18 protein-coding genes are annotated in these 25,434 nt (G+C 73.3%); 11 read left to right on the top strand and 7 right to left on the bottom strand.

Annotation, left to right across the window (positions count from 1 at the left end):
• Window positions 1–191: 191 nt before the first annotated feature.
• Window positions 192–1,139, top strand: coding sequence for an AEC family transporter (locus ACIA8F_RS15510; RefSeq protein WP_399379124.1), 948 nt, complete (start codon window positions 192–194; stop codon window positions 1,137–1,139).
• 79 nt (window positions 1,140–1,218) lie between these two features.
• Window positions 1,219–1,611 (top strand): hypothetical protein, encoded by a 393-nt coding sequence (locus tag ACIA8F_RS15505; protein ID WP_399379038.1) that lies wholly within the window; start codon window positions 1,219–1,221, stop codon window positions 1,609–1,611.
• Here ACIA8F_RS15505 and ACIA8F_RS15500 read toward each other — a convergent pair.
• From ACIA8F_RS15500 to ACIA8F_RS15485, 4 genes are all read right to left on the bottom strand, one after another.
• Window positions 1,565–2,497 carry a trypsin-like peptidase domain-containing protein gene (locus ACIA8F_RS15500; protein WP_399379037.1) on the bottom strand — a complete coding sequence of 311 codons (933 nt, stop codon included), beginning with the start codon at window positions 2,495–2,497 and terminating at the stop codon, window positions 1,565–1,567. The two genes, ACIA8F_RS15505 and ACIA8F_RS15500, sit on opposite strands and share 47 nt — an antisense overlap.
• 87 nt (window positions 2,498–2,584) lie before the next feature.
• On the bottom strand, window positions 2,585–4,129 hold the full coding sequence (locus tag ACIA8F_RS15495) for an FAD-binding oxidoreductase (protein WP_399379035.1): 1,545 nt from the start codon (window positions 4,127–4,129) through the stop codon (window positions 2,585–2,587).
• A 143-nt stretch (window positions 4,130–4,272) separates the two neighbouring features.
• Window positions 4,273–4,929 (bottom strand): class I SAM-dependent methyltransferase, encoded by a 657-nt coding sequence (locus ACIA8F_RS15490; protein WP_399379033.1) that lies wholly within the window; start codon window positions 4,927–4,929, stop codon window positions 4,273–4,275.
• A 193-nt stretch (window positions 4,930–5,122) separates the two neighbouring features.
• Window positions 5,123–6,901, bottom strand: a complete 1,779-nt coding sequence (locus ACIA8F_RS15485; RefSeq protein WP_399379031.1) for an IucA/IucC family protein — start codon at window positions 6,899–6,901, stop codon at window positions 5,123–5,125.
• 117 nt (window positions 6,902–7,018) lie between these two features.
• Between ACIA8F_RS15485 and ACIA8F_RS15480 the strand changes: the two genes are divergently transcribed.
• Window positions 7,019–8,671: an IucA/IucC family protein gene (locus ACIA8F_RS15480; RefSeq protein WP_399379029.1), complete on the top strand. Its 1,653-nt coding sequence runs from the start codon at window positions 7,019–7,021 to the stop codon at window positions 8,669–8,671.
• A gap of 125 nt (window positions 8,672–8,796) precedes the next feature.
• Window positions 8,797–9,639 (top strand): GntR family transcriptional regulator, encoded by an 843-nt coding sequence (locus ACIA8F_RS15475; RefSeq protein ID WP_399379027.1) that lies wholly within the window; start codon window positions 8,797–8,799, stop codon window positions 9,637–9,639.
• Between the two features lie 60 nt (window positions 9,640–9,699).
• Here ACIA8F_RS15475 and ACIA8F_RS15470 read toward each other — a convergent pair whose 3' ends face one another.
• The gene (locus ACIA8F_RS15470) at window positions 9,700–10,542 is read right to left on the bottom strand and encodes a GntR family transcriptional regulator (protein ID WP_399379025.1); all 843 of its coding nucleotides are present in this window, start codon (window positions 10,540–10,542) and stop codon (window positions 9,700–9,702) included.
• A gap of 242 nt (window positions 10,543–10,784) precedes the next feature.
• On the opposite strand from ACIA8F_RS15470, the gene ACIA8F_RS15465 reads away from it, so the two are divergent.
• Both ACIA8F_RS15465 and ACIA8F_RS15460 read left to right on the top strand, forming a co-directional pair.
• On the top strand, window positions 10,785–12,422 hold the full coding sequence (locus ACIA8F_RS15465; protein ID WP_399379023.1) for a beta-N-acetylhexosaminidase: 1,638 nt from the start codon (window positions 10,785–10,787) through the stop codon (window positions 12,420–12,422).
• Between the two features lie 116 nt (window positions 12,423–12,538).
• Complete coding sequence (locus ACIA8F_RS15460; protein WP_399379122.1) at window positions 12,539–13,948, top strand: cellulose binding domain-containing protein; 1,410 nt, start codon at window positions 12,539–12,541, stop codon at window positions 13,946–13,948.
• A gap of 115 nt (window positions 13,949–14,063) precedes the next feature.
• Here ACIA8F_RS15460 and ACIA8F_RS15455 read toward each other — a convergent pair whose 3' ends face one another.
• Complete coding sequence (locus tag ACIA8F_RS15455) at window positions 14,064–15,626, bottom strand: S8 family peptidase (RefSeq protein WP_399379021.1); 1,563 nt, start codon at window positions 15,624–15,626, stop codon at window positions 14,064–14,066.
• Window positions 15,627–15,840: 214 nt separating this feature from the next.
• Here ACIA8F_RS15455 and malX point away from each other — a divergent pair, with 214 nt between their 5' ends.
• From malX to ACIA8F_RS15430, 5 genes are all read left to right on the top strand, one after another.
• Complete coding sequence (gene malX / locus ACIA8F_RS15450; protein WP_399379019.1) at window positions 15,841–17,487, top strand: maltose/glucose-specific PTS transporter subunit IIBC; 1,647 nt, start codon at window positions 15,841–15,843, stop codon at window positions 17,485–17,487.
• 3 nt (window positions 17,488–17,490) lie between these two features.
• Complete coding sequence (locus ACIA8F_RS15445; protein WP_399379017.1) at window positions 17,491–18,717, top strand: MalY/PatB family protein; 1,227 nt, start codon at window positions 17,491–17,493, stop codon at window positions 18,715–18,717.
• A gap of 199 nt (window positions 18,718–18,916) precedes the next feature.
• Window positions 18,917–20,062 (top strand): SigB/SigF/SigG family RNA polymerase sigma factor, encoded by a 1,146-nt coding sequence (locus tag ACIA8F_RS15440; RefSeq protein WP_399379015.1) that lies wholly within the window; start codon window positions 18,917–18,919, stop codon window positions 20,060–20,062.
• A 182-nt stretch (window positions 20,063–20,244) separates the two neighbouring features.
• The gene (locus ACIA8F_RS15435; protein WP_399379012.1) at window positions 20,245–21,318 is read left to right on the top strand and encodes a glycine betaine/L-proline ABC transporter ATP-binding protein; all 1,074 of its coding nucleotides are present in this window, start codon (window positions 20,245–20,247) and stop codon (window positions 21,316–21,318) included.
• A complete protein-coding gene (locus ACIA8F_RS15430) occupies window positions 21,318–23,123 on the top strand; it encodes an ABC transporter permease/substrate binding protein (RefSeq protein WP_399379009.1) in 1,806 nt (601 codons plus the stop codon). Before ACIA8F_RS15435 ends, ACIA8F_RS15430 begins: the two co-directional genes overlap by 1 nt.
• A 75-nt stretch (window positions 23,124–23,198) precedes the next feature.
• On the opposite strand, the gene ACIA8F_RS15425 is transcribed toward ACIA8F_RS15430, so the two are convergent.
• Entirely contained in the window at window positions 23,199–25,403 is a 2,205-nt protein-coding gene (locus ACIA8F_RS15425) for an MMPL family transporter (protein ID WP_399379007.1), read from the bottom strand.
• Window positions 25,404–25,434 lie beyond the last annotated feature (31 nt).

Raw genomic sequence — 25,434 nt, 5'->3', positions numbered from 1 at the left:
TGACCCGCACGTCAGGGTCAAGCCCGGGCCGGGCCGCGCCGGCCGTCCGGCATAGACTGCGCCCGGCCAGGACGGCCTGGAACCGCGTCCGGCCCGGACGGCCGGGAACCGCGTCCGGCGGGGATGAACGGGATGAACCGGGACGACGCGTCCGGCCCGGACGGTCGGTGAACGGCGGGGAGCGGGTGGGCATGGGCGGGGCGGCCGCGCTCGAGAAACTGATACCGGTGGCGCTGGCGTTCGGCGCGGGCGTGCTCCTCGCACGCCGCAAGGTGGTCCCCGCCGAGGCCTCCAAGGCCTTCGCCGACTACGCCTTCCTCTTCGCCGTCCCGTGCTACCTGTTCGGCAACATCTACGCCGCCGATCTCTCCGCCCTCTTCGACTGGCGGGCCATCGGCGGCTACGCGGCGGCCGCCGCGCTCGCGGTCGTGGCCGTCGCGGCCGCCTCCGCGGCGGCCGGTCTGCGCGATCCGCGGGACGTGGCGCTGCGCGTGATGGCCGGGGTCCAGGTCAACACCGCCTACTTCGCCGTCCCCGTCTTCATCACCTTCTTCGGGACGGCGGCGCCGATCTTCCCGGTGCTGCTCTTCCAGGTGTGCGTCCTGTCGCTCGTCGTCATCGCCATCATGGAGCTGGGCCGCGCCGGCCCCGGTTCGGGCGGCCCCGCCCGGCGCCTGTCCCGCGCCGTCAGCGCCTCGCTCGTCACCCCGCTGGTCCTCGCCTGCAACGCCGGGATCCTGCTCAACCTGCTCTCCGTGCACGTGCCGGGGGTGGTCCTCGACGGGGCCGCCTTCGTCGGCGACAGCGCGTCCCCGGTGGCCCTGTTCGCCCTCGGACTGCACCTCGGCGGGATGGGTCTCGACGTCCGGGGCACGACGGCCGAGGAGCTGGCGCTCATCGGCTTCAAGTGCGTGGCCTTCCCGCTGCTGGCGTGGGCGGTGTGCGGGGTGCTGTTCGGGGTCCGGGGCGAGTGGCTCACGTACCTGGTGCTGATCGCCGCGATGCCGACGCCCCAGAACCTGTTCATCTTCGCCCAGCGCTACGACGTGGGCGTGAACCTCTCCGCCGCCGTCGTGATCAAGAGTTCCCTGGTCTCCCTCCTGTTGCTGCCGCTCTGGCTGCAGGCGGTGTCCGCGTGACCGCCCGCCCCCGACCGCGGCGGCCTCCGTTCCCCGGGCGGCCTCCGTTCCCCGGGCGGATTCCGCTCGTTGAGCGGGTATGGAGCTCCCGTCGATCGCGGCGCCCGGCGTCGGTGAACAGGCCGATGCCGTGGCCGATGCCGCCTGCCACCTCTACGACGCCCTCGCCCCCTGGGGGCGCACCGCCCCGGGAGGGTGGAGCCGGGGCGCCGCCGAGGACGCCGCCGAGGCCATCGAGACGGCCGCGCACGCCCTCGCGTACGCCCATCCGCGTGCCGAGGTCATCCTCAGCCCCGTGCACACCGCCCTCGCGGACCTGCGCCGGCAGCTCGGCCTCGCGCCCGCCGAAGCGCTGACCGCGGAGGGGCTGCCGGCGACCCCGCGCACGGTGGGCAACCCGCGCCGCACCCGCTGGGTGCGGGTGCTCACGCCACCCGCGCCCCGGCAAGAGCCGTCTCGTACAACTTCTTGATGTCGGCCCCGAAGTAGGAGCTGTAGGAGGTGTCGGGGGTGTCCCCGCCGGTCTTCCAGCCGCCGATCACCCCGATCACGTCGCCGGTCTCGGTCCGCTCGTCGAAGCCGGTCAGGAACGGGCCTCCGCTGGTGCCGCCCGGATAGCCGGTGCAGTCGATCCGCAGGAACGATCCGGGGATCCCCGGATCGGTGCTGGTGAACTTCGTCGTCCGGTTCACGCACAGCCGCGGCCGGTCGGCGGAGGCCGGATAGCCGATCAGCGAGACCTGCTTGTGTGCGTACGGGGCTCCGGTGATCAGCCGGTTCCCGCCGACCACGTCCTCCACGGGGTAGCCGTCGGCGTCCGGGCCGACCTGGGCGAAGGCCACGTCGAGGGCGGCACCCCGGTCCGCGCCCAGCTCCCGGTAGCGCGGGTCGATCCAGACCTTGGAGCGGCCGGCCGCATCGCGCAGGACCGGGAACATGCCGTACGGCTGGGGGTTCTGGGCCGTGTACTGCGGTACGAAGGCCACCTGGCGGGTGTCCGTCCCGAGCAGGCAGTGCGCCGCGCTGAGCACCAGGTCGCGGCCGGGGGAGGCGACCACGCTCGCGGTGCAGAAGTAGGCGCCGCCGCCCTGCATGACGAACATCCGGCCGACGACCGGGATGCCGTCGAAGTCCCGGCCGGTCCCGTCCACCGCCGCCGGGGCACCGCCGCGGGTGATCGGGACCGCGGACGCCATCCGGTCGGGAGTCCAGAACGACTCCGCCTCCCGGGCCGACCACCGGTCGGCGGCCGGGGCCGGGGACGTGGCCGGGGCGGTGCCGGCCTCGGCCTCGGGCAGCGGCCCGCCGGGCAGCAGCAGGGCGGCCGTGGCAGCCGCCACCGTCAACGTACGTCGCATGTCCGTCTCCTTCTTCGGGGATGGGCAGGGAGGGCGAGGGGCGAGGGGACTAGGGGAGCTGGAGGCGAGGTGCCAGGGGCCGGGGGGCTATACGGCTTGGGGGAAGCGGAACAGCCGGTCCGGGTCGTAGCGGCGCCGGACCTCTTCGAGGCGGGCCAGGTTCGGTCCGTAGTAGGCCGTGCGCCAGCCGGTCAGTTTCGGATCGGCGTAGTTCTGGTACGCGGCTCCGCCCGCCCAGGGCCGCAGGTCCTGCCAGATCCGGTCCAGCCAGTCCTGGTGCCGGCCGATGTCGGCGGCCGGAGCCGGGCCGGGCCAGTAGACGAGGTACTGGGCGAGGAACCCGGCCGAGCGGTGCGCGAAGGCGGTGGCCCGCGCCGGGATCCGGTTGAGGGCCCCGCCGCAGACCCCGTCGAACTGCACCACGCCGACGCCGCCGGGCGGCACGCTCCCGGCGTAGCGCCGCAGGGCGGCCAGCACCGTCGAGGCGGCCGGTTCGGTGAGCCCGTCCGGGGCCCAGAAGTCGGACCGGGCGGCGTAGGAGTCGCGGCCGAGCCGTCCGCGGGGGTCGTGTCCGGGCAGGCTGCCGGGCAGCCGGCACGCGGCGGGGTCCCGATCGAGGCAGCCCGCCATCGCCCGGACGGTGTCCCCGTAGCCGCGTACGACGGTCCAGCTGTCCCGGGGCGGGCCGCCCACCAGGTCGCACAGCCGGGTCAGCTGCCGTTCCAGCTCGGCGCGCCCGCCGTCCAGGCAGAGCACCCGCAGGGCCGGGGCGCCCACCGGGCCGCCGTCGACGGTGAACTCCACCTGGCTCCAGAACGGATCGGGCAGCGCCTCCAGCCAGCGCTGCCAGCCGCGCAGGACGGCGGAGGAGTCGGCGGCGGACCAGTGCAGTTCCGCGAAGGCGCAGTCGGCGACCGGGTGGGTCCGGAAGCGGAACCCGGTGACCACCCCGAAGTTGCCGCCCCCGCCGCCGCGCAGGGCCCAGAACAGGTCGGGCTCGCGGTCGGCGGCGACCTCTCGGACCGTTCCGTCGGGGGTCACCAGGGTGACTCCCGTGAGCCGGTCGGAGGTGGCGCCCCGGGCGCGGGAGGAGAACCCGAGTCCGCCGCCGAGGGTGAGACCGGCGATGCCCACGGAGGGGCACAGCCCCGTCGGGACGGCCAGGCCCCGTGCGGCGAGGACCGCGTTCACCTCCCCGAGCCGGGCGCCCGCGCCGATCCGGACCTGCGTCCCGGACTCCGCGGCCACGTCCGCCATGGCGCCGGTGTCGATGACGAGTCCGGCCTCGCGGGTGGACCAGCCCGCGTAGCCGTGGCCGCCGCCGCGCGGCACCACGGGGACGGCCGAGCGCCGGGCGAAGTCCAGACAGGCGGCCACGTCCCCCGGGTGCGCGGGGTAGGCCACCGCGCCCGGCCGGACCGTGTCGTAGCGGGGCTGGAAGAGCTGCCGGGCCTCGTCGTAGTCCCGGTCGGCAGCCGTGACCACCCGGCCGTCGAGGGTACGGGCCAGCGCCCCGTAGTCCGGGTCCGCGCGGCGGGGCGCCGTACGGGGCCCCGCGCGGGCCGTCGCACCGATCGAGGCGAGGACGCCGGTGGCGGCTCCCGCGAGGACCTGGCGGCGGTGGAGGGTCATCCCCCCCTTGTGCCACCGGCCCGGCCGTTCGCTGCGAAGGCGGGCCCGCTGGGGCCGGGTTGCCCCCCGAACGGCCCATCCGGGGGGCCGGGGGCGGCTCGGTCAGGGGTTCGGTCGGGGTTCGGTCGGGGTTCGGTCGGGGTTCAGCCCGTCCGGCGGGCCAGCAGGAAGCCCTGCGGGGACTTCTCCGCGGCATCCGGTTCCCGGACCAGGCGGGCCGTCTCCACCAGGCCCGCCCCGGCCAGCAGCTCGCTGATCAGCTCGGGCGGGGTCCAGTACACGTCGAGGTCGACCGGATGCCCGTACGCGTGCTCCAGCCGGAGCTGCCGGTCGCCGGCCTTGAACGCGATCAGCAGGTGGCCGCCCGGGGCCAGCACCCGGGCGAACTCGGCGAACAGCGCCGGGAGCCCGGACGGTGGCGTGTGCACGGTGGAGTACCAGGCCAGCACCCCGCCGAGAACCCCGTCGGCGATGTCCAGGGCCGCCATCGAGCCGACCTCGAACCGCAGCCCCGGATACGTCCGGCGGGCCACCGCCACCATCGCGGGGGACAGGTCGACCCCGAAGGCGCGTACCCCCAGGCCGTCGAGGTGCGCCGTCACCCGGCCCGGACCGCACCCCAGATCGGCGACCGCCCGGCCGGCGCCGGGCCCGTCCCCGCGCACGTACTCGGCGAAGGCGGCGAGCATGGCCCGGTCCAGCGGTTTGCCCTCCAGCTCTCCGGCCAGCAGCGCGGCGTAGTCGGCGGCCACGGCGTCGTAGGACGACCGGACGGAGTTCAGGTGCGAAGTCGATGCCATGCCCCCGGACAGTAGCCCGCCGGAGCCCCGAACCAGGCCCTCTCTTTCGGATCTTGCCGGGCCCGCACCGTCCGGCACGATCCGAAAGAGCCGGCCCGGCGGCCAGGAGACGGCCCGGCCGCGAGAGGGCCCGGCCGCGAGAGGGCCCGGCCGCGAGAGGGCCCGGCCGCGAGGCGGCCGGCCCGGACACCCCCTAGCCCCCGGTCAGCGGATTGTCCAGCTCGGCCCACTGATCGCCCGGAACCCCCGGGCTCAGCCGCATCAGCGTCAGCGCCTTGGTCGGCAGCGGCTGCGTCAGCAGCGCCCAGGTGTCCGCGGTGGCGGGCAGGCCCGGTGCGGCCGTCGCGAGGTCCGCCGCGAGCGCCGCGGCCGAGCCCGCGGTGGAGCCGAGGGCTCCCGCCACCAGGGAGCCGAAGAGCTTGCGGCGCAGCAGGGTCACGTCGTCGGTGATCAGCCGCCCCGACAGCGGAGGCACCGGCAGGCCGTGCCGGGCCAGGCGGGCCGGGCTGATCCGGATGTCGGCGAGGTCGCGGTACACGAGCCGCAGCGGGGTGCCGTCGGCGGACAGGACGACCAGGAGGTTCTGGCCGTGGGCCTCCAGGGCCACCCCGAGATCCAGCACGCGCAGGCACACCGACAGGGCGAGGCGGGCGAAGCCGGCCCGCCAGGCGTCGGAGCGGACGTACGGGGTGAGCGCCAGGGCGGCCACCGGCAGGACGCGCTCGCCCGCGCCCCGGTCCGCGTACGCCTCGGGCGGCTCGCGGAGGACGGCGGCCAGGTCCGGGGTGCCGGCGGTGACGGCGCCCAGGGTGCGGGTGATGTGCAGGCGGCCGTCGAGCCGCTCGGACAGGCTCTGGGCGAAGGCGGAGACCGCGGCCGCCGTCTCGATGGAGTAGACGGAGATGTCCCGCACCGAGGAGGTGAGGCGGGTGCTGAGCGCGGTCTTGACGTGCGGCCCGCCGTCGGCGGGGGACAGGGTCCGCAGGGCCATCAGCGGATGCGCGGCGGCCCCGGGCCGCAGCTCGGTGCCATGCGGCTCTGCTTGTTTCACCACGTGCTCGGCCTGCCACGGATGGACCGGTACGAGGATCCGCCCGGCCTCCCGCCACCGGTCGGGCCATTCCCCGGTCACCCGGCACTCCCCGGCCCGTACGACGGCCAGCCCGAGGGTGACCACGGGCCGGTGCTCGGGTGCGTACGCGAGCTGCTCGGCCACCGTGAAGCCGGGGCGGGAACGGCAGTTGGGATGGTACGGATGGCCGTCCACCACCCGCTGCTCCCACTCCCAGGCGGCGAGCCCCTTCGTGTCCCCGGTACCGGGGCCGGCCGGCTGGCCGGCGCGGGACAGGGCCAGGGAGGCTGTGCTCTCGTCGAGCTCGGCGGCGAACTCCTCCCCGTACGGCAGCCCGAGCGCCGCCACCAGCAGGGAGGCCCGCCGGTAGGGGCGGCCGTCGAGCAGCAGCTCGGTCACGGGGGGCGCGCTCGCCCGGGTCGCGGAGAAGGTGGTCGCGTACGGGTCGGGGAGGGGGCCCTCCAGCCGGGAGCCCGAGGCGAGCCGGAGCGCGAGCACGCCGGAGCCCCGCTCCCGGTGGGTGATCCACGGCAGCGGCTCGAAGGCGAAGGCCCGCCACAGCCGGGTGAGCACGGCGGCGCGCGCCCCGGGCAGCGCGGCGGCGTAGGCGGACCCGAGGCCGGGGCGGAGCGCGGCGGCGTGACCGTCGGGTCCGGCGTGACGGGCGTGACCGTCGGGACCGGCGTGACGGGCGTGACCGTCAGGACCGGCGGGTCCGACGTGACCGGCGTCACCGTCGGGACCGACGTGACCGGCGTGACCGGCGGGTCCGGCCGGTCTCGTCGCTCCGGTCGTTCCGGTGGCTCCGGCCGGTCCGCCCGCTCCGGTGGGTGCGGTTTCGGACAGCCCCGCGAGTTCGGCGGCCACGGCCTCTTCGGCCGCGGCGGCGGGGAGGTGCATGCTGGGATACAGGGCCCCGGTCCTCTCGGATGACGTGATGATCACTTCATCATCGCGGATACTGAAGATCACGGCCGGTGGTACGCCCGCGCACCTCCGGCGCTCCGGCTGGACCGAATGGAATCCGTGGACCTCAACGCCACCGACAATGCCGCCGCCGACGCCTGTGCGGCGGCCCCGCTCCTGAACTGCCTCCTGCGGGAGGCCGCCGAACCGGCCCCGCTCGCCGGGGCGGAGGGGGCAGCTGGTTCCGCGGCGGACGGTTGGCGCGCGTACCGGCTGCTCGGCAGCCGGCGGCTGCTGCGGGTGCGGGCCGGGCGCAGGCCGGGTCGGGCCGAGCTGGGGGCCGGGGACGGCTGGCATCCGCTGTCCCACACCGAGCTGGTCAAACTGGTCTCCGACGAACTGCGCCAGTACACCGGGGTGTCCAACGGCGAGCTTCCGGTCGAGATGGCCGACAGCCGGGAGACCATCGCCGCGCTGCTGGCCGCTCGCGCGCTCACGCCGCCGCCGGCCGACCCGTACGTCCGGTCCGAACAGTCCCTGGTCATGGGGCACCCCCACCACCCGGCCCCCAAGGCCCGGGGCGGCGGGCCGGCCAACGGCTGGCTGCCGTACGCCCCCGAGGCCTACGCCCGTTTCCCGCTGGCCTTCCTGGGCGTGCGCGAGGACCAGGTCGTGGAGGAGGGCGGTCCGGCCGCGGCCGACGCGGTCGACTCGCTCGCGGAGTCGCTGGGCGGGCCGCGCCCGCCGGCCGGCTACCGGCTGCTGCCCGCCCATCCCTGGCAGCTCGACCTCGTCGGGGGCCGGCCGGCCGTCCGCGAGGCCCTCGCCGACGGGAGGCTGCTCTCACTGGGAACGGGCCGGGTTCCGGTCTGGCCGACCGCCTCGATCCGGACCCTGTACGTTCCCGGAGGCCCGGGGAGCGGCAGCGGTGGCGGGATCGCGGCCGGCGATCTCTTCGTGAAGTTCAGCCTCGACGTGCGGATCACCAACGACGTGCGCCGGCTGTGGCGGCACGACCTGCTGAAACTGCGCCGCACGGACGCGGCGGTCGAGGCGGGCTTCGCGGAACTGCGCCGGTCCGGCTCGGTCGCCGCCTGGCTGCCCGACCGGGGGTACCGGACGGCCGCCTTCGCCTTCGAGGAGCTCGCCGTACTGGTCCGTGACGGCCTGGCGGCGCACGCCGAGCCCGGGCTCACCCCCCTGCTGGCGGCCGCGCTGGCCGAGGGGTACCCGGACAGCCCGCTGGCGGCGACGGCCGACCCGGCCGCGTGGTGGCGGGCCTACCTGCGCCAGGTGGTGCCGCCCGTACTGCACCTCTTCGCCCGGCACGGCGTGGTGCTGGAGGCGCACCTGCAGAACACCCTGGTGGCCGTCGACGCCCAGGGCATGCCCGCGCAGGCCCTCTTCCGGGACGCGGAGGGCGTCAAGCTCCTCCGGGGCCCGGACCCTGACCCTGACCGGGACCAGGCCCCGGACCCGGACCGGGAGGCTGGCTGGCAGCGCCTGGTCTACTGCCTGGTGGTCAACCACCTGACCGAGGTGGCGGGCGCGCTCGCGGAGAGCCACCCGGAGGTGGCCGGGGAGCTGTGGCCCGCCGCCCGCGCGGAGTTCCGGCGCTTCGGCGCCGCCCACGACTTCCCCGAGATCGCCGCGCTGCTCGCCGCCCCGGCGCTCCCGGCCAAGACCAACCTGCTGCTGCGCTGGACCCGCGCGGACGGCGCGGACTCCCGCTACCTGCCGCTTCCCAATCCGCTGCGGACCTGAGGGAGCGTGCGGTTCCGGCCAATCAGGGTCCGGATACCGGATCCCCCCTCACTGACAGGTATAGACCAATGCTACGTTGGTCGAGCAGACCGCGCAGTCCTTGACCTCCCGTCAGAGGAGAAGCCATGCCCTCCCCTTCGCGGGGCGGCGGCCCGGCCGCCATGCCCAAGTACCAGCGGATCGCCGCAGCGTTGCGGCGCGAGCTCGACCTCACCGCACTCACCCCCGGCGCCCGCCTGCCCTCCGAGCGCAGCCTCGCCGCCCGCTACGAGGTCAACCGGCAGACCATCCGCGCCGCCCTCCAGCACCTGCGGCAGGACGGCCTCGTCGTCACCGGCCGGCGCGGCACCCGCCCGGCGTTCCCGGTGCCGGCGCAGCGGCCCGCGGCGGAGTTCCCGGCGGGCCATCCGGCCCCGGGAACCAACCCGGCCGCGGCTCCCGCCTCCGTACCGGCGGCTCAGGCCGCCCCGGCACCGGTGGCCGCACCGACGCATTCCGGGGACTCCGCCCAGGCGTGGCTCACCCTCGTCACCCTGGCTCCGGCGCTCGCCGAGCAGCTCGGCATGCGCGGCGGGGAGCAGACCCTGGTCCACCACCACCGCGAGAGCGGCCCGGCGGGCCAGACCCGGCGGCACGCGGTGACGTACCTCTGCCCCCGCAGCGTGGCGCGGACCCCCGGACTGGCCCAGTACCGGGACAGCCTGGTGGCGGGCGTCCGGGACGTGGACCTGGGGCCCCTGCACCACTGGCTGGAGGGAGCCGCCCGGGCCGGCCGGGTCGCCGAGACCATCACCATGACCCGGACCAACTCGCCCCAGGCCGCCACCCCGGCCGGCGGGCTCTCCGTACGCCGCACCCTGCACGACGCCTCCGGCAGGCTGCTCGCCGTCACCGATCTCGCCTTCCCGACCTGGGACCGGCTGACCTTCGACCGCTCCCCGGCCGCCCTCGGCTTCCGGGTGACCTAGGGAGCACGAGGTACGAGGTGGTGGCGTACCGGCGGCCCCCGGGCGGCACGCGCCGGCCCGTCACGTGTTCGTGTGGACGTCCCCGGTGGTGGTGGAGGTGATGACCGCCCGGCGGCCGAGGTCGCCCGGCGGGATACCCGGGTGGTGCCCTCCCGGCCGGGCCGCTCCCGGGGACACCCCGAGGGCCAGGCGGGAGACGATCCGGTAGCGGTCGCCCCGGTACACGGAGTGCACGTATTCCACGGGCCGGCCGGTCGAGTCGGTGGTGAGCCGCTCGATGAGCAGGGCGGGGGAGAGCAGCGGGACGTCCAGCAGGCCCGCTTCCCCCTCGTTCACCACGGTCGGTTCGATGGACTGCTGCGCCTCGTGCACGTACACGCCGTGGTGGTCGCGCAGATGCTCGTAGAGGTCCCCGGCCTCCAGCTCCGCCGGGGTCAGGGCCGGCACCAGATCGGCCGGGATGTGCAGGTGCTCGATGGCCATGGGGGCGCCGTCCACCAGCCGCAGCCGGGCGATGTAGAGCAGGCTCGCGCCGGGGGAAATGCGCAGGCGACGGCCGATCCGGGCGCCCGCCTGGACGGTGGAGTGCTCCAGGATCCGGCTGGACCAGTGGCCGGCCGCCTGCCGCATCGCGAAGGCCGCCTCGTCGGCGGACAGTTCCTGGGTGATCTTGGCCGGCGCGACGAACATCCCGCGCCCGTGCTCGCGTACGAGCTGCCCCGTGGCCACGAGCTCGTCCACCGCCGCCCGCAGGGTGGGACGGGAGACCTCCAGGGTGGCGCACAGGGTGCGTTCGGAGGGGATCGCGTCGCCGGGCCGTCGGATGTCGATGAGCCCCAGCAGGTGCTCGCGGACCCGTTCCCGCTTGAGTACGGATCCGGAGTCGGTTGCGTCCTTCGTCATGGCCCGCCCCCATGTCTCTCTGCTCACCTGTCCAACTGGTCATGTGCATCTAACCACTCGGGCACAGGGGACGCGAGGAGTCCGTCGAAATTTCTCGTCCCGTACGGGGTTGACGGCGCACGCGGGTCGTGTCACCTTCTAGCCACTCAGCTAACCAATTGGTCAGTTGGTCAACTCCACGTCCCCTTGCATGAGTTGGTGGACGAGGTGACCGGCCGGCCAGGTGAGGAGTCCCCGAGAACGTGACCGCAGCCGCCGCTTCCCTCCGCCCCGACCGCGCGCCCGACACCGGGCCCGGCCCTGCTCCCGAGCTCGCCCCCGGCCTCGCGCTCGTCCCGCGCCCCGACTCGGTCACCGCCCTCCCGGGCCGCTTCACCCTGGACCACCGCACCGGACTGCGTGCCGGCCCCGGCGCCGAGGCGGCGGCCGGTCTGCTGCGCGAACTGCTCACCCCCACCACCGGGTTGCCGCTGGCCCCGGACCCCGACGGGCGGATCACCCTCCTCCTGACCCCCGGGGACACGGCCCCCACGGGTCCCGGAGAGGAGCCGCTCGGCGCCGAGGGATACGCCCTCACCGTCCGTCCCGACTCCGTGCTGCTGCGCGCCGCCCGCCCCGAGGGACTGCTCCACGGGGTGCAGACCCTGCGCCAGCTGCTGCCCCCCGAGGCGCTCGCCGCCGGGGGCGCGCAGCCCCGTAGGCCCGCCGGCGGCTGGTCGCTGCCCTGCGTACGGATCACCGACCGGCCGCGGTTCGCCTGGCGCGGAGCCCTGCTGGACGTGGCCCGTCACTTCCAGCCCGTGGCCTACGTACGCCGCTTCGTGGACCTGCTCGCCCTGCACAAGCTCAACGTGCTGCACCTGCACCTCACCGACGACCAGGGCTGGCGGATGCCGGTCGAGGCCTACCCCCGGCTCACCGAGGTCGGCGGCCGCCGCACCGAGACCGCGGGGGACGGGATCCCGCACGAGGGCGCCTACACCCGCGCGGAGCTCGCCGGACTCGTCGCCTACGCGGCCCGGCGCGGGGTCAGTGTCGTACCCGAGATCGAGATGCCCGGCCACGCCCGCGCCGCCCTCGCCGCCTACCCCGAACTCGGCAACCGGCCCGGGGTCCGGCTGGACACGTGGACCCGATGGGGCGTCTGCGAGAACGTCTTCGGGGTCCACGACGCCGTCCTCGACTTCTGCCGGGGCGTACTGGACGAGGTCGCGGACGTGTTCCCCGGGCCGTACGTGCACCTCGGCGGCGACGAATGCCCCCGCGCGGAATGGGAAGGCTCCCCGGCCGCCCGCGCCCGGATCGCCGCCGAGGGACTGGCCGGCCCGGCCGCCCTCCACGGCTGGTTCCTCGGCGAGGTCGCGGCGCACCTCGCCGGGCTCGGCCGCCGCCCGCTCGGCTGGACCGGGACCGGCACCGAACTGCCCGCCTCCTTCACGGCGCTGGCCTGGCTCGACGCGGACCACGGGCGGGCCGCCGCACTGCGCGGGCACGACGTGATCATGACCCCGTACCGCTCCACCTACCTCGACTACCCGCAGTCCGCCGACCCCGGCGAACCGCGCGGCCAGGACGGCGGCGTGCTCGACCTCCGCGGCGTCTACGACAACGACCCCGCGCCCGCGCACTGGGAGCCCGAGGCGGCGCGCCGCGTCCTCGGCACCCAGGCGCAGCTGTGGACCGAGTACGCGAGCACCCCGGCCGAGCTCGAATACCTGGCCTTCCCGCGGCTGTGCGCGCTCGCCGACACCGCCTGGTCGGCGCACCGCGACTGGCCCGACTTCCTGCGCCGCCAGGGCCACCACCAGACCCGGCTCGCCGCCCTCGGCGTGCGCGGCCGACCCCTTCCCTCCCCCCACCCCGAGAGGAACGCCGTATGAACACCCCGAGCCACGAACCGACCGCCGCCCCCGCCGTCCCCGCCCCCGCCGCCGCCCCCAGCCACGCCCCCGGCCGCACCCAGAGCCGCAGCCCCCTGCGCAAGCGCCGTACGGCCATGGCCTTGGCCGTCGCCCTGACGGCCGGTCTCGGCTCGGCCGCGGTGACGGCCCTGCCCGCCAGCGCCGCGGGCGACTCCGTCAAGGTCCAGTACCGCACCAGCGCGACCGGTGCCACGGCCGACCAGGCGGAGCCCTGGTTCAAGGTGGTCAACAACGGCTCCGGCAGCGTCGCCCTGAACCAGGTCTCCTTCCGCTACTACTTCAAGGCGGACAGCCCCAGCACCCAGTACCGGTACGCCTGTTCCTGGGCGGTCAAGGGCTGCGCCAACATCACCGGCACCTTCGGCACCCTGGCCACCCCGACGGCCACCGCCGACCGCTACCTGGAGATCACCTTCACCGGCGGCGCCGGCAGCCTCGCCCCGGGCGCCGACACCGGCGACATGCAGCTGCGCTTCTACCGTGCCGACTGGCAGACGCTGCGCCAGTCCGACGACTACTCCTTCGACGGGTCCCGCACGGCGTACGCCGACTGGGACAAGGTGACCGCCAAGCTCGGCACCGGCACCGTCTGGGGCACCGCGCCCGGGGGCAACACGCCCGACCCCACGCCCACGCCGACCGACCCGACGCCCACCCCCACCGACCCGGGTCCGTCCGGAGCCACCCTCTTCGACGATTTCACCTACACCTCCTCCTCCGACCCGGCGATAGGCGCCCACGGCTGGAGCGTGCGCTCCAACGCGGGCGGCCCCGGGGTCCCGGGCGCCACCTGGGCCCCGGAGAACGTCACCTTCGCGGCCGAGGGCGGCAACACCGTCATGAACCTGGAGACCTCGACGGCCGGCACCGGCGAGAGCACCAAGCACACCGAGATCCTCACCAAGACCATGAAGTTCAAGAACGGCACGTACGCGGCGCGGGTGAAGTTCTCCGACGCCCCGAAGTACGGGCCGGACGGGGACCACCTCGTGCAGACCTTCTTCCCCATCAACGACCTCAAGGCCCCGATGGCCGACGACTACTCGGAGTACGACTTCGAGTACCTCCCCAACGGCGGCTGGGGCGAGCCCTCGAACATCCTCTACACCACGTCCTGGGAGACGTACCAGGCCGACCCGTGGGTGGCCGTCAACCAGCACACCGAGTCCCGGCAGAGCTACGCCGGCTGGCACGACCTGGTGCTCACCATCGACAACAACGCCATCACCTACTACATCGACGGCCAGGTCTTCGGCACGCACGACGCCAGGTACCTGCCCGAGCGGGGCATGTCCATCAACTTCAACCAGTGGCTGATCGACCTCAACGGGCAGCCGGGCTCCACCCCGCGCGCCTACGACCAGAAGGTGGACTACGTCCTGCACGTCAAGGACCAGGTCCTCACCCCGGCCCAGGTCGCCGCCAAGGTCGGCGGCTACCGCACCGCGGGCACGGCCTTCGTGGACACGGTCCCCAACAGCTGATCGGGGAAGCACCAACGGCGGTGGGGGGGGGGGGGGGGGGGGCCCGGGCGCCCCCCCCCCCCCCCCCCCCCCCCCCCCCCCCCCCCCGCCCGGCCGTTCGGAGCGGTCGCGCCGATCAGAAGCGCAGCGCCCACGCGTCCAGATAGCCGGTGTTCCCGGCGAAGGCGTCGAACACGCGGAGTTTCCATACCCCGTTGGCGGTCTCGGACGAGGCGTCCACCCCGTACATGCCGATGAGGTTCGTCTCGCCCCAGTCCGTGTACTCGTCCTTGATCGGATACACCGTCCCGTCGGGCGCGATCAGGTCGATCCGCAGGGTCCCGGAGTCCGGGTGCTTGACGTACACCTCCACGTCCAGCTGGGCCGGCGCGGCGCCCGTCATCCCGCTGACCGTGATCGGGGCCTGGATGGTCTTGAGGTCCCCGACGTTGTAGTTCGTTTCGTTGGAGAAGCGCTTCACGGGCACCTTGTTCGGTACGTTCCCCATGTAGAGGGAGAGCACCGGGGAGCCCTTGCCGGGAGAGAGCACGGCGCCCGTGGTGGCCTTGGCCTTCAGGTAGGCCGCCACCTGGGCCGGGGTGTAGGTCGGGTGGAGCGCCAGGTAGACGGCCGCCGCGCCCGCGACGTGCGGGCTGGCCATGGAGGTGCCCGACATCACGGTGCTCCAGTCGTCACTCCAGTACGCCGCCGAGGTGATGGAGTCGCCCGGGGCGAAGATGTCCACCAGCGGACCGTAGTTGGAGTACGTCGAGCGTGCGTCGCGGGTGCTCAGCGCCCCGACGGTCAGTGCCTGGGAGACCCTGGCCGGCGAGTGCGTGGAAGCGTCCTTGTTCTGGTTGCCCGCGGCCACCGCGTAGGTGATCCCGGAGGCGATGGAGCCGCGGACGGCCGCGTCCAGCACGGTGTCCGGGTCCCCGCCCAGGCTCATGTTCGCGACGGCCGGCTTCACGGCGTTGCGCGTGACCCAGTCGATCCCGGCGACCACCTGCTCGGTCGTGCCCGAGCCGCTCGCGTCGAGGACCCGTACGGCCACCACCTTGGCCTTCTTGGCCACGCCGAAGGTCTTGCCCGCGACCGTTCCGGCCACGTGCGTGCCGTGCCCGTGCTCGTCGTCGGCCACGAAGTCGTCGTCGATCGCGTCGTAGCCGTACCGGGCGCGCCCGCCGAAGTCCTGGTGGCTGATGTTGATGCCGGTGTCGATGACGTAGGCGGTGACGCCCTGTCCGGCCGAGGTCGCGTAGGTGAAGGAGTCGTTCAGCGGTTGCCTGCGCTGGTCGATCCGGTCCAGGCCCCAGGACGGCGGGCTCGGCTGGGTGGAGTCCAGACGCAGCTTCCGGTTCTGCGCGACCGTGGTCACGGCCGGGTCGGCGGCGAGCCGTCGTGCCTGCTTCTCCGTCATCTTGACGGAGAAGCCGTTCACGGCCGAGTCGTACGTCCGGCCGACCGAGCCGCCGAACCGCTCGACCACGGACCGGCCCCGGTCCGTACGGGATGCCGCGCGCGACGGGTCCAGCAGGACGAGGTAGCTGTCGGCGACGGCTCCGGGCGCTCCGGCGTAGAGCACTTCCCCCTCCGGCGGAGAGGCGGCCGAAGCCCCGGTGTTCACCCCGAGCACGAGTGCCGAGGCGAGTGCGCATGCGGCTCCGTACCGCCGCAGTAAATGCGATCGCATGATCATGAAATGAGACCCCCCTGAGTCGTCCGCTCAGAGTGCTGCGTTCACAAGCTCCGCACAAGAGGCCCGTACAAGGACCCGTACGCACCCGCGTACGAAGGCCCGCGCGAGAGGAATCGGGCCTTTCCGATTGAGGTCCTTCTCCTCTTAGCGCCATCCGTTTACACAACGGAATCTTTATGCGAGACCCCCTCCGAATCCGGACGAAAGATCCTCCATGAAGAAGACGAAGGCAGCGCTCTGGGAATTCCTCCAGGGCCTGGGCAAGACCTTCATGCTGCCCGTGGCGCTCCTCGCCTTCTGCGGCATCATGCTGGGCGTCGGCTCCTCGCTCTCCAGCCCGGCCGTGCTGCAGAACCTCTCCTTCCTGGAAAAGGAACCGTTGCAGCTGGCTTTCACCTGGATGTCCAACACCGGACAGGTCGCCTTCAAGTTCCTTCCGGTCCTCTTCGCGATGGCGATTCCGCTCGGCCTCGCGCGGGAGGACAAGGGCGTCGCCGCCTTCTCCGGTTTCGTCGGCTTCGCCTCCATGAACCTCGCCGTCAACTTCTTCCTCACCACCCGCGGCGTGGACTTCGAGGACAAGGGCGAGATCGCGCACTACGGCATCGCCGACGTGCTCGGTGTGAAGTCCATCGACACCGGACTGCTCGGCGCGGTCGCCGTCGGTGTGATCGTGGCCCTGCTGCACAAGCGCTACCGCACCAAGCAGATGCCCGACGCGCTCGCCTTCTTCGGCGGCCTGCGCTTCGTGCCGATCGTCTCGGCCCTGGCCATGAGCATCGTCGGACTGCTCGTCCCGCTGGTCTGGCCCACCCTCGGCAGCTGGATCGCCTCCGTCGGCACGGGCATCGCGCACGCCGGAGTCTTCGGACCCTTCTTCTTCGGCATGGGCGAGGTGCTGCTGCGCCCCATCGGACTCCACCACATCCTCGTCGCCCTGTTCCGCTTCACCGATGCCGGCGGCGCCGGGGTGGTCTGCGGGGAGAACGTCAGCGGCGCGCTGAACCTCTTCTACGCACAGCTCTCCTGCCCCACCCCCTCCGGCGCGGCACACACCGCGACGCAGTTCCTGTCGCAGGGCAAGATGGCCGCGTACCTCGGCGGACTGCCCGGTGCCGCGCTGGCCATGTACCACTGCGCCAAGCGCACCATGCGCCCGGAGATCAAGGCGCTGCTCATCTCCGGCGTCGTCGCGTGCGTGGTCGGCGGGGTCACCGAGCCGCTCGAATTCCTCTTCCTCTTCATCGCCCCGTGGCTGTACCTGATCCACGCGGTCCTGGTCGGCCTCGGCTTCCTGGTCTCCGCCGTCCTCGGCGTGTACATCGGCAACACCGACGGCAACGTCATCGACCTGCTGGTCTTCGGAGTCCTCCAGGGCACGACCACCAAGTGGTACCTGGTCCCGGTGATCGCCGCGATCTGGTTCGCCGTGTACTACTTCCTCTTCCGCTGGGCGATCACCAGGTTCAACCTGAAGACCCCCGGACGCGAGGACGAGCCCTCGGACTCCGGGGCGGCGTCCGCCACCGGCGACGACGCGGAGGCCGGCACGGGCACCGGCACGAACGCCGGCACGGACGCCGCCGAGTCCGCCCCGAAGGCCGAGCTGGTCGCCGGCAAGTACGACCCGGTCGCCATCCTCGAAGCCCTCGGCGGCCCGGCCAACATCCACGCCCTCGACAACTGCATCACCCGCCTGCGCATGACGGTCGGCGACGCCGCCCTGCTGGACGACGCCCGGCTGAAGAAGCTCGGAGCCATCGCCGTGGTCCGGCTCGACGACCACAACGTGCAGGTCATCATCGGCCCCCAGGTGCAGTCCGTGAAGGACGCGCTCGCCAAGCTCACCCCGGTCGGCTGAGCCATGGCCACCACCTACGACTTCGACGCGCCGGTCGACCGGCACGGCACCTGGTGCACGCAGTGGGACTACGTCGAGGACCGCTTCGGCGTGCCCGGCCTGCTCCCCTTCACCATCTCCGACATGGATTTCGAGACCGCCCCCGAGGTGCTCGCCGCCCTGCGCGGCCGCCTGGAGCACGGGGTCCTCGGCTACTCCCGCTGGCGCCACGAGGAATACCTCTCCGCCATCCGGCACTGGTACGAGACCCGCTACGGCACCCCCGTGGACGCGGACCGCATCGCCTACGCCCCGGCCGTCCTCTACCAGGCCGGCCGGATCCTGGACCTCTGGTCCTCGCCCGGTGACGGGGTCGTGGTCCACACCCCGGCCTACGACGCCTTCCCGCGGCTGCTCGCGGCCCGCGGCCGGGAGATGCGCGGGGTCCCGCTCCACGACTGGGACGCACTGGAAAGGGAGTTGGCCCGACCCGACACCACGGTGCTACTGCTGTGCTCCCCGCACAATCCCACCGGACACGTGTGGAGCGGGGCCGAGCTGGAGCGGATGGCCGGGCTGTGCGAGCGGTACGGGGTGGCGGTGATCAGTGACGAGATCCACTCGGACCTCGCGCACACCCCGCACCGCCCGTGGGCGCTGCACGGCCGCCCCGGCGGGCGCTGGGCCATCGTGACCTCCGCCTCGAAATCCTTCAACATTCCCGCGCTGACCGGCAGTTACGGAATCTTCGGCGACGCGGAGTCCTGCGGGGACTACCTGACCCTCCTCAAGGACGCCGACGGACTGTCGTCCCCCGCGGTCCTCTCCGTCGCCGGACACATCGCCGCCTACCGGGAGGGCGGGCCGTGGCTCGACGCGCTCAACGCCTACGTGGCGGACAACCTGCGCATGATCGGCGACCGCCTCGCCGAAGCCTTCCCCGAGCTGGACTGGCGGCCGCCCGGGGCCGGCTACCTCGCCTGGATCGATCTCCGGCCCCTCGGAGTTCCCGACGAGGAGCTCCAACGTGAGCTGATTCATACCGAGAAGGTGGCGATCATGCCCGGAACCGCCTACGGGCCCGAAGGCGCGGGCTTCGTACGCCTCAATGCGGGCTGTCCGCGTTCGAAGGCGCAGGCGGGTGTCGAGGCCTTGATCCGGGCCCTGCGCACCACCTCGGGCACCCCCGCCGGAGCGGCCCGCGAAGCCGCCCCGGGAGCCGCCACCGGGCCCGCGGCCGAGGGGAATTGACCGGACGGCCGACGGGACTGTGGCCGGACGGCCGATGTGCAACCGGGACGGGACCCTGCCGCAAATGCGGCCGGGCCCCGGCCGGTTGATCTAGGGAAAATCCAGGAAAAGGGGAACTGGGGAACGGATCCGGAACCGGTTAGGGTGTACGCCCATCAAGGTCATGCGCCGCAAGCCGACCAGCCCAAGGAGCGACCCCGTGCCGAAACCCGCCCCGTTCTCCCATACCGCCGGCCCCCTTTCCGGCGCCCTGCCCGGCCCCCGCGCCGAATCCACGCCCGGCCCCCTGCCCGGCTCCCCGCCTGCTGCCCGCACCGGTGCCAGGACCGGTCGCCGTCCCGGCCCCTGCGCCGGCCGGCTCGCCGTCCCCGCACAGAGACCCGCCCCGGGCGGAGCCCCGGGCGCCGCCACCGCCGCGCAGCTCCCCGCGGAGCCCGCTGCCACCGTGCTCCCGCCGCGGATCGCGGAGCCCCGCGAGGTGGCTCCCGCGGACGCGCGCGAGCTGACGAGGCTCTTCTTCCGCCAGCTCCACGAGCTCGACGAGGGCACCCCCGAGTACCGGTACGTCCGCGAGACCCTCATCGAGATGAACATCTCGCTCGTCCGGTTCGCGATGCGCCCCTTCCGCGGCCGCGCGGACGGAGGCGACCTCGAAGACCTGCTCCAGGTCGGCACCATAGGCCTGATCAAGGCCATCGACCGGTTCGACCCGGCCCGCGAGGTGGAGTTCGCCTCCCTCGCCATGCCGTACATCACCGGGGAGATCAAGCGCCACTTCCGCGACACCAGTTGGGCGGTCCGCGTACCGCGACGGCTCCAGGAGCTGCGGATCGACCTGGCCAAGGCGAAGGAGGAGCTGACCGGGCTCCTCGACCACCCGCCGACCGTCGCCGACCTCGCCGCGCACCTCTCGCTCACCGAGGAAGAGGTCATCGAGGGGCTCGTCGCCGCCAACGGCCACACCAGCGGCTCCCTCGACGCCCCGGGCTCCGAACGGACCGACGGCGGCACCGAGGGCCACAGCCTCGCCGAGACCATGGGAGCCGAGGAACCGGCGCTGGAGCGCGTCGAGGACATCCAGACCCTGGCGCCGCTGCTGGAACGCCTCGGCGAGCGCGAGCGCCGCATGCTGTCCATGCGCTTCGGCGAGGAGCTCACCCAGGCCCAGATCGGCGCCGCCCTCGGCCTGTCGCAGATGCAGGTCTCGCGCCTCCTGACCCGGGTGCTCGCGCATCTGCGGGTCTCGATGCTCGCCGACCCGGAAGGGTCCGGTACCGGATCCGCACGACAAGCGGAATCCGCTGTCACGGCTGCGGCCGCGCACTCGGGCGGCGACGCAGCGTAAGTGACATGGCTCACTTTGCCGTTTGCAGAGGTTAAGGGCGGGCAGGAGCGCCGCTGGAGCGGACTCGTCCGCCGGCCCGCAGCGGCCGGAGCACGGGTGACGGGCGGATCCCGTCGCGCTCCACGGCCCGCCGGCCGCACGCATGCCGGTGGGCCGTTCCCGGTACGACCCTTGAGGTGTATGTGTCCACGCTCATAGCCGAGCACGTGTACAAGGTGTTCGGTAAAGGCCCCGACAACGGCGCGGCCGTCGCGAAGGCGGTCCGCGCACTCGAAAGCGGCGAGACCGACCGCGACGAGCTGCGCGCCGAGGGAACGACGGCAGCGGTGATCGACGCCTCGTTCCGCGTCGAGCCGGGCCAGATCTTCGTCGTCATGGGTCTGTCGGGCTCGGGCAAGTCCACCTTGCTGCGCATGCTCAACGGCCTGCTGGAGCCGACCGCCGGCCGGATCCTCTTCGACGGGGAGGACCTCACCGCCCTCTCGCCGGCCGACATGCGCCGCGTACGCTCCACCAAGATCAGCATGGTCTTCCAGCACTTCGCCCTGTTTCCGCACCGCAACGTGCTGGAGAACGCGGGCTACGGCCTGGAGGTCCAGGGCGTCCCCCGGGCCGAGCGCGAAGGACGGGCCGCCGAAGCGCTGGCCCTCTGCGGGCTCGGCGGTTGGGAGAAGTCCTGGCCCGACGAGCTGTCCGGCGGCATGCAGCAGCGCGTCGGCCTCGCCCGCGCCCTGGCCACCGACGCCGACCTGCTGCTGATGGACGAGTCCTTCAGCGCCCTCGACCCGCTGATCCGCCGCGACATGCAGGACCAGCTGCTCGAACTCCAGCGGAGCCTGGGCAAGACCATCGTCTTCATCACCCACGACCTCAACGAGGCCATGCGGCTCGGCGACTCCATCGCCGTCATGCGCGACGGCCGCATCGTCCAGCAGGGCACGGCCGAGGACATCCTCACCCGCCCCGCCGACGAGTACGTCGCCTCCTTCATCCAGGACGTGGACCGCTCGCGGGTGCTGACGGCCGACGCCGTCATGACCGGGGAACCCGGCGGCCGCCCGGACTGCGGCTGCCCTACCGTCTCCGCCGGCACCCCGCTCGCCGACGTGTGCGCCGTCAGCGCCCGCGTCCCGCACGACGTGGCCGTCACCGCCGAGGACGGCACCGTCGTCGGCTCCGTCCCGCAGGGCCGCCTCGTCGCCTTCATCGGTGACGAACGGCGCACCGTGCTCGACTGCGCGGAGGTGGCAGCCTGATGCCCCGCCTGAACCTGGGCTCCTGGGTCGACAGCGGTGTCGACTTCCTCCAGAGCCACCTGTCCTGGCTGTTCGAGGCCATCGCCTCGCTCGTCACCGGGCTCTACGACGGCATCGAAGCCGTCCTGAACGCCCCGAACCCGCTGCTGCTGGCCGGCATCCTCGCCGTCGCCGCCTGGTGGCTGCGCGGGCTGCTCGCCGCCGTGCTGGCCTTCGCCGGCTTCGCGCTGATCGACTCCGTCGCCCTGTGGCCCGATGCCATGTCCACGCTCGCGCTGGTCCTGGTCGCCACCCTGGTGACGCTGGTCTTCGCGATCCCGCTGGGCATCTGGGCCTCGCGCTCCGACAAGGTCAGCGCCACGCTGAAGCCCGTCCTGGACTTCATGCAGACCATGCCGGCCATGGTCTACCTCATCCCCGGCATCATCTTCTTCGGGGTCGGCGTGGTGCCCGGCATCATCGCCACCATCATCTTCTCGCTGGCGCCCGGCGTCCGGATGACCGAGCTCGGCATCCGCCAGGTCGACGCCGAACTCGTCGAAGCCGCGGACGCCTTCGGCACCACCCCGCGCGACACCCTCGTACGGGTCCAGCTCCCGCTGGCGCTGCCCACCATCATGGCGGGCATCAACCAGGTCATCATGCTCGGCCTGTCCATGGTCGTCATCGCCGGCATGGTCGGCGGCGGCGGCCTCGGCGGCGCCGTCTACCGGGCCATCGGCAGCGTCGACATCGGCCTCGGCTTCGAGGCCGGCATCTCCATCGTCATCCTCGCCATGTACCTGGACCGGATGACCGGGGCCCTGGGCCGCCAGGTCTCCCCGCTCGGCCGCCGCGCCCTCGCCAAGGCGCGCTCCGCCGCCACCGGCACCGCCAAGGTGTGGAGCCACCGCCCGCAGCCCGTCTTCGCCGTGGCCTCGGCCCTGGTGCTGGCCCTGGTCGCCGGCGGCCTCGGAGTCTTCGGTGACTCCGGAAAGTCGCAGGTCAACGCGGCCGGCGGGGCCGGTGTCGAGAACATCGGCAAGGGCCGCAAGCTCAGCATCGGCTACATCCCCTGGGACGAGGGCATCGCCTCGACCTTCCTGTGGAAGGAGCTCCTGGAGCGCCGCGGCTACCAGGTCGACGCCCGCCAGCTGGAGCTCGGCGCGCTCTACACCGGCCTCGCCGGAGGCCAGGTCGACTTCCAGACCGACGCCTGGCTGCCCTCCACGCAGGCCGAGTACTGGAAGAAGTACGGGAACAAGCTCGACGACCTCGGCTCCTGGTTCGGCCCCACCTCGATCGAGCTGGCCGTCCCCTCCTACGTGAAGGACGTCAAGACCCTCGCCGACCTGAAGGGCAAGGCGGGGCAGTTCAAGGGCCGGATCATCGGCATCGAGCCCAGCGCCGGTGCCATGGGCCTCCTCAAGGACAAGGTGATGCCGCAGTACGGGCTCGACGGCGAGTACAAGGTCGTCGACGGATCGACCCCGGGCATGCTCGCCGAACTCAAGCGGGCCTACGAGAAGAAGGAGCCCGTCGCGGTCGTCCTCTGGTCTCCGCACTGGGCGTACGCCTCCTACGAGCTGACGAAGCTCGCGGACCCGCAGGGCGCCTGGGGCAAGGGCGACGGCATCCACAACGTCGCCCGCAAGGACTTCGCGGCCGACGAGCCGAAGGTCGCCAAGTGGCTGAGCTCCTTCAAGCTGACGGAGGCCCAGCTGACCGGCCTGGAGGCCAAGATCCAGGAATCGGGCAAGGGCAAGGAACAGCAGGCCGTCCGCGCCTGGCTGGCCGAGCACCCCGAGGTCGACAAACTGGCCTGACGAACGGGGGCCGGTGCGGCGCGGACAGCCCTACGGGGCTCCGCGCACCGGCCCCCGCCCACGGCCCGGGGGGCTTCAGCCCGCCGTGACCGGTGCGGGCGCCGGCTTCGCCAGCGGCTCCCGCGCGGGACCGGACCCGGAACCCACCGGCCACCACAGGGAACGGCCCAGCAGCGAGGCCAGGGCCGGCACCAGCACGATCGACAGCACGAACGCAGAGAGCAGGATCCCGAGCCCCGTCGCGAAGCCGATCTGCCGGGTCGCGGAGCCCTGACCGGCGGCAAGGCTCCCGAAGGAGAACGCCAGTACCAGGCCCGCGGTCGCGATGGCGGGCGCCGTGTGGCGCACGGCCCGGGCCACGGCCGCGCGGGCCGGACCGGGCCGCTCCATCTCCTCCCTGATCCGGTCGGTGATCAGGATGTTGTAGTCGGTGCCCAGCGCGACCACGAACAGGAACAGCACCAGCGGCAGCGAGAAGTCCACGCCCGGCCCGTCCGAGAGGTGCTGGAACACCAGCGTCGAGGCGCCCAGCGTGGCCGCGAAGCCCAGGCCCACCGTGAGCATCAGGACCACCGGCGCGAGCAGACTGCGCAGCAGCAGGAACAGGATCAGCGCGATCAGCGCCGCCGCCACCGGGAAGACCACCTTCAGGTCCTCGTCCACCGCGGACGCGATGTCGGAGAACACCGCCGCCGTACCGCCGACATGCGCCTCGGTACCGTGCGGCCGGTGCGCGGCCACCGCCTCCCGGAGCGGTCCGGACACCAGATCGCGGGCCTCCTGTCCGTGCGCATCGACGGTCGGGAACACGTCGATGCGGGCCGCCCGGCCGTCCTCGCTCAGTACCGTAGGCGCCACCTGGCCCACCCCGCCGACCGAAGCCAGCGCACGGGAGAGCCCACCGAGACGCTCGGCCGTCAGCGTGCCCCCGTCGGAGGCGGTCACGAACACGGCGGCCGGATCCGACACCCCGGCGGGCAGCGCCCGGGCGATCTCGGCCGCGGTGGCCGCCGAAGCCGTACGGCCCCCGCCCGCGCTGCTCTGCCCGTAGTCCACCCGCATCCCTGCCATCCCCGCGGCCAGCGCCCCCAGCAGCGCCACTGAGGCGAGCACCAGGGTCAGCGGCCGTCGTGCCACCAGGGCGCCCGTCCGCGCGGCCACGCCCTCGCGGGGCTCCCGATCCATCGCCCGGGAAGGCCAGAACATCCTGCGGCCGGTGACGGCGAGGAGCGCCGGCATCAGGGTCAGGCTGCCGAGCAGCATCACCAGCACGGACACGGCGATGGCCGGGCCCAGTACCCGGAACTGGCCGAAGGTGGCCGCCGCGAGGGTGGAGAACGCGGCGACGATGGTCAGCGCCGCGCAGGTGATCGCCGTACCGACCCGGCCGGCGACCTCGGCCGCCGCGGCCCGGCCCGACTGCTCCGGGTGCGTGCGCAGGTGCTCGCGGAAGCGGAAGAGCAGGAAGAGGAAGTAGTCGATGCCGATGCCCACCAGCACCACACCGATCAGCTGAGGTGTGGAGGCATCGAGGTCGATGCCGGTCAGCAGCGCGGCGACGATCACGACCCCGGCCGCCGCTCCGCCGATGATGCTGACGGCGATCAGCGGCAGCAACGCCGCCAGGACGCTGCGGAACACCAGCACGTGCAGCAGGACGATCACCGCGAGCATCACGCCGCCCACGATCTTCGACCGGGTCTCCTGCGCATCGGCGGTGTCCACGGTGTCCGCGAGCCCGGCGGTGAACCCGGTGCGCAGCCCCTCCTGCGCGAACTCGGCCCGGGTGCGGTCCCGGAACGCCCGGTACAGATCCTGCATCCCGGGATCCATGGGATTGCCGGTCAGCTCGACCGACAGCAGCCGGAAGCTCCGGTCCGGGGCCGTCATCGCCGGGCTGATCCGCGGCCGTTGGGAACGGTCCTGCGCCAGGAAGGGCGGGGTGTCCTCGGGCGGCGGCATGGCGATCCGCTGCCGGGTCAGCTCCGCCGCCCCGGCGTCGATCCGCCGCTCGTCGGCGGTGGTCAGCGGCGCACCGTCGGCGCGGGCCACCAGCACGGTCAGGGGGTTGGCATCGGGCTCGGCCCCGAAGTGTTCCTCGGCGACCTGGAGCGCGGCCGCCGCATCGTAGGAGGCCGGAAGGAACGCGCCGGTGCTCGGCTGCGTGGCGCGGAAGACCAGGGCCTGGCCGAGGATCGTCAGGGCGATGCCCAGTACCGCCCAGAGGGCGATGACCTTCCACGGACTTCGGGTGGCGAAAGCGGTCAGGGCGCGGATCAAGGAGTCCTCCGTAGCGGGGCGGCGGCCGGGG

The organism is Streptomyces sp. NPDC051563 (genome assembly GCF_044454225.1).
Lineage (GTDB): Bacteria > Actinomycetota > Actinomycetes > Streptomycetales > Streptomycetaceae > Streptomyces.
This window is presented reverse-complemented; position numbering and strand designations above follow the sequence as displayed.

What these genes read in the sequence shown, in the direction of transcription:
- ACIA8F_RS15500 (WP_399379037.1), bottom strand. Translation starts at nt 2,497, where the DNA reads ATGCGACGTACGTTGACGGTGGCGGCTGCCACGGCCGCCCTGCTGCTG.
- ACIA8F_RS15430 (WP_399379009.1), top strand. Translation starts at nt 21,318, where the DNA reads ATGCCCCGCCTGAACCTGGGCTCCTGGGTCGACAGCGGTGTCGACTTC.
- ACIA8F_RS15505 (WP_399379038.1), top strand. Translation starts at nt 1,219, where the DNA reads ATGGAGCTCCCGTCGATCGCGGCGCCCGGCGTCGGTGAACAGGCCGAT.
- ACIA8F_RS15475 (WP_399379027.1), top strand. Translation starts at nt 8,797, where the DNA reads ATGCCCTCCCCTTCGCGGGGCGGCGGCCCGGCCGCCATGCCCAAGTAC.
- ACIA8F_RS15490 (WP_399379033.1), bottom strand. Translation starts at nt 4,929, where the DNA reads ATGGCATCGACTTCGCACCTGAACTCCGTCCGGTCGTCCTACGACGCC.
- malX (WP_399379019.1), top strand. Translation starts at nt 15,841, where the DNA reads ATGAAGAAGACGAAGGCAGCGCTCTGGGAATTCCTCCAGGGCCTGGGC.
- ACIA8F_RS15455 (WP_399379021.1), bottom strand. Translation starts at nt 15,626, where the DNA reads ATGATCATGCGATCGCATTTACTGCGGCGGTACGGAGCCGCATGCGCA.
- ACIA8F_RS15460 (WP_399379122.1), top strand. Translation starts at nt 12,539, where the DNA reads ATGGCCTTGGCCGTCGCCCTGACGGCCGGTCTCGGCTCGGCCGCGGTG.
- ACIA8F_RS15445 (WP_399379017.1), top strand. Translation starts at nt 17,491, where the DNA reads ATGGCCACCACCTACGACTTCGACGCGCCGGTCGACCGGCACGGCACC.
- ACIA8F_RS15485 (WP_399379031.1), bottom strand. Translation starts at nt 6,901, where the DNA reads ATGCACCTCCCCGCCGCCGCGGCCGAAGAGGCCGTGGCCGCCGAACTC.
- ACIA8F_RS15510 (WP_399379124.1), top strand. Translation starts at nt 192, where the DNA reads ATGGGCGGGGCGGCCGCGCTCGAGAAACTGATACCGGTGGCGCTGGCG.
- ACIA8F_RS15480 (WP_399379029.1), top strand. Translation starts at nt 7,019, where the DNA reads ATGGAATCCGTGGACCTCAACGCCACCGACAATGCCGCCGCCGACGCC.
- ACIA8F_RS15470 (WP_399379025.1), bottom strand. Translation starts at nt 10,542, where the DNA reads ATGACGAAGGACGCAACCGACTCCGGATCCGTACTCAAGCGGGAACGG.
- ACIA8F_RS15495 (WP_399379035.1), bottom strand. Translation starts at nt 4,129, where the DNA reads ATGACCCTCCACCGCCGCCAGGTCCTCGCGGGAGCCGCCACCGGCGTC.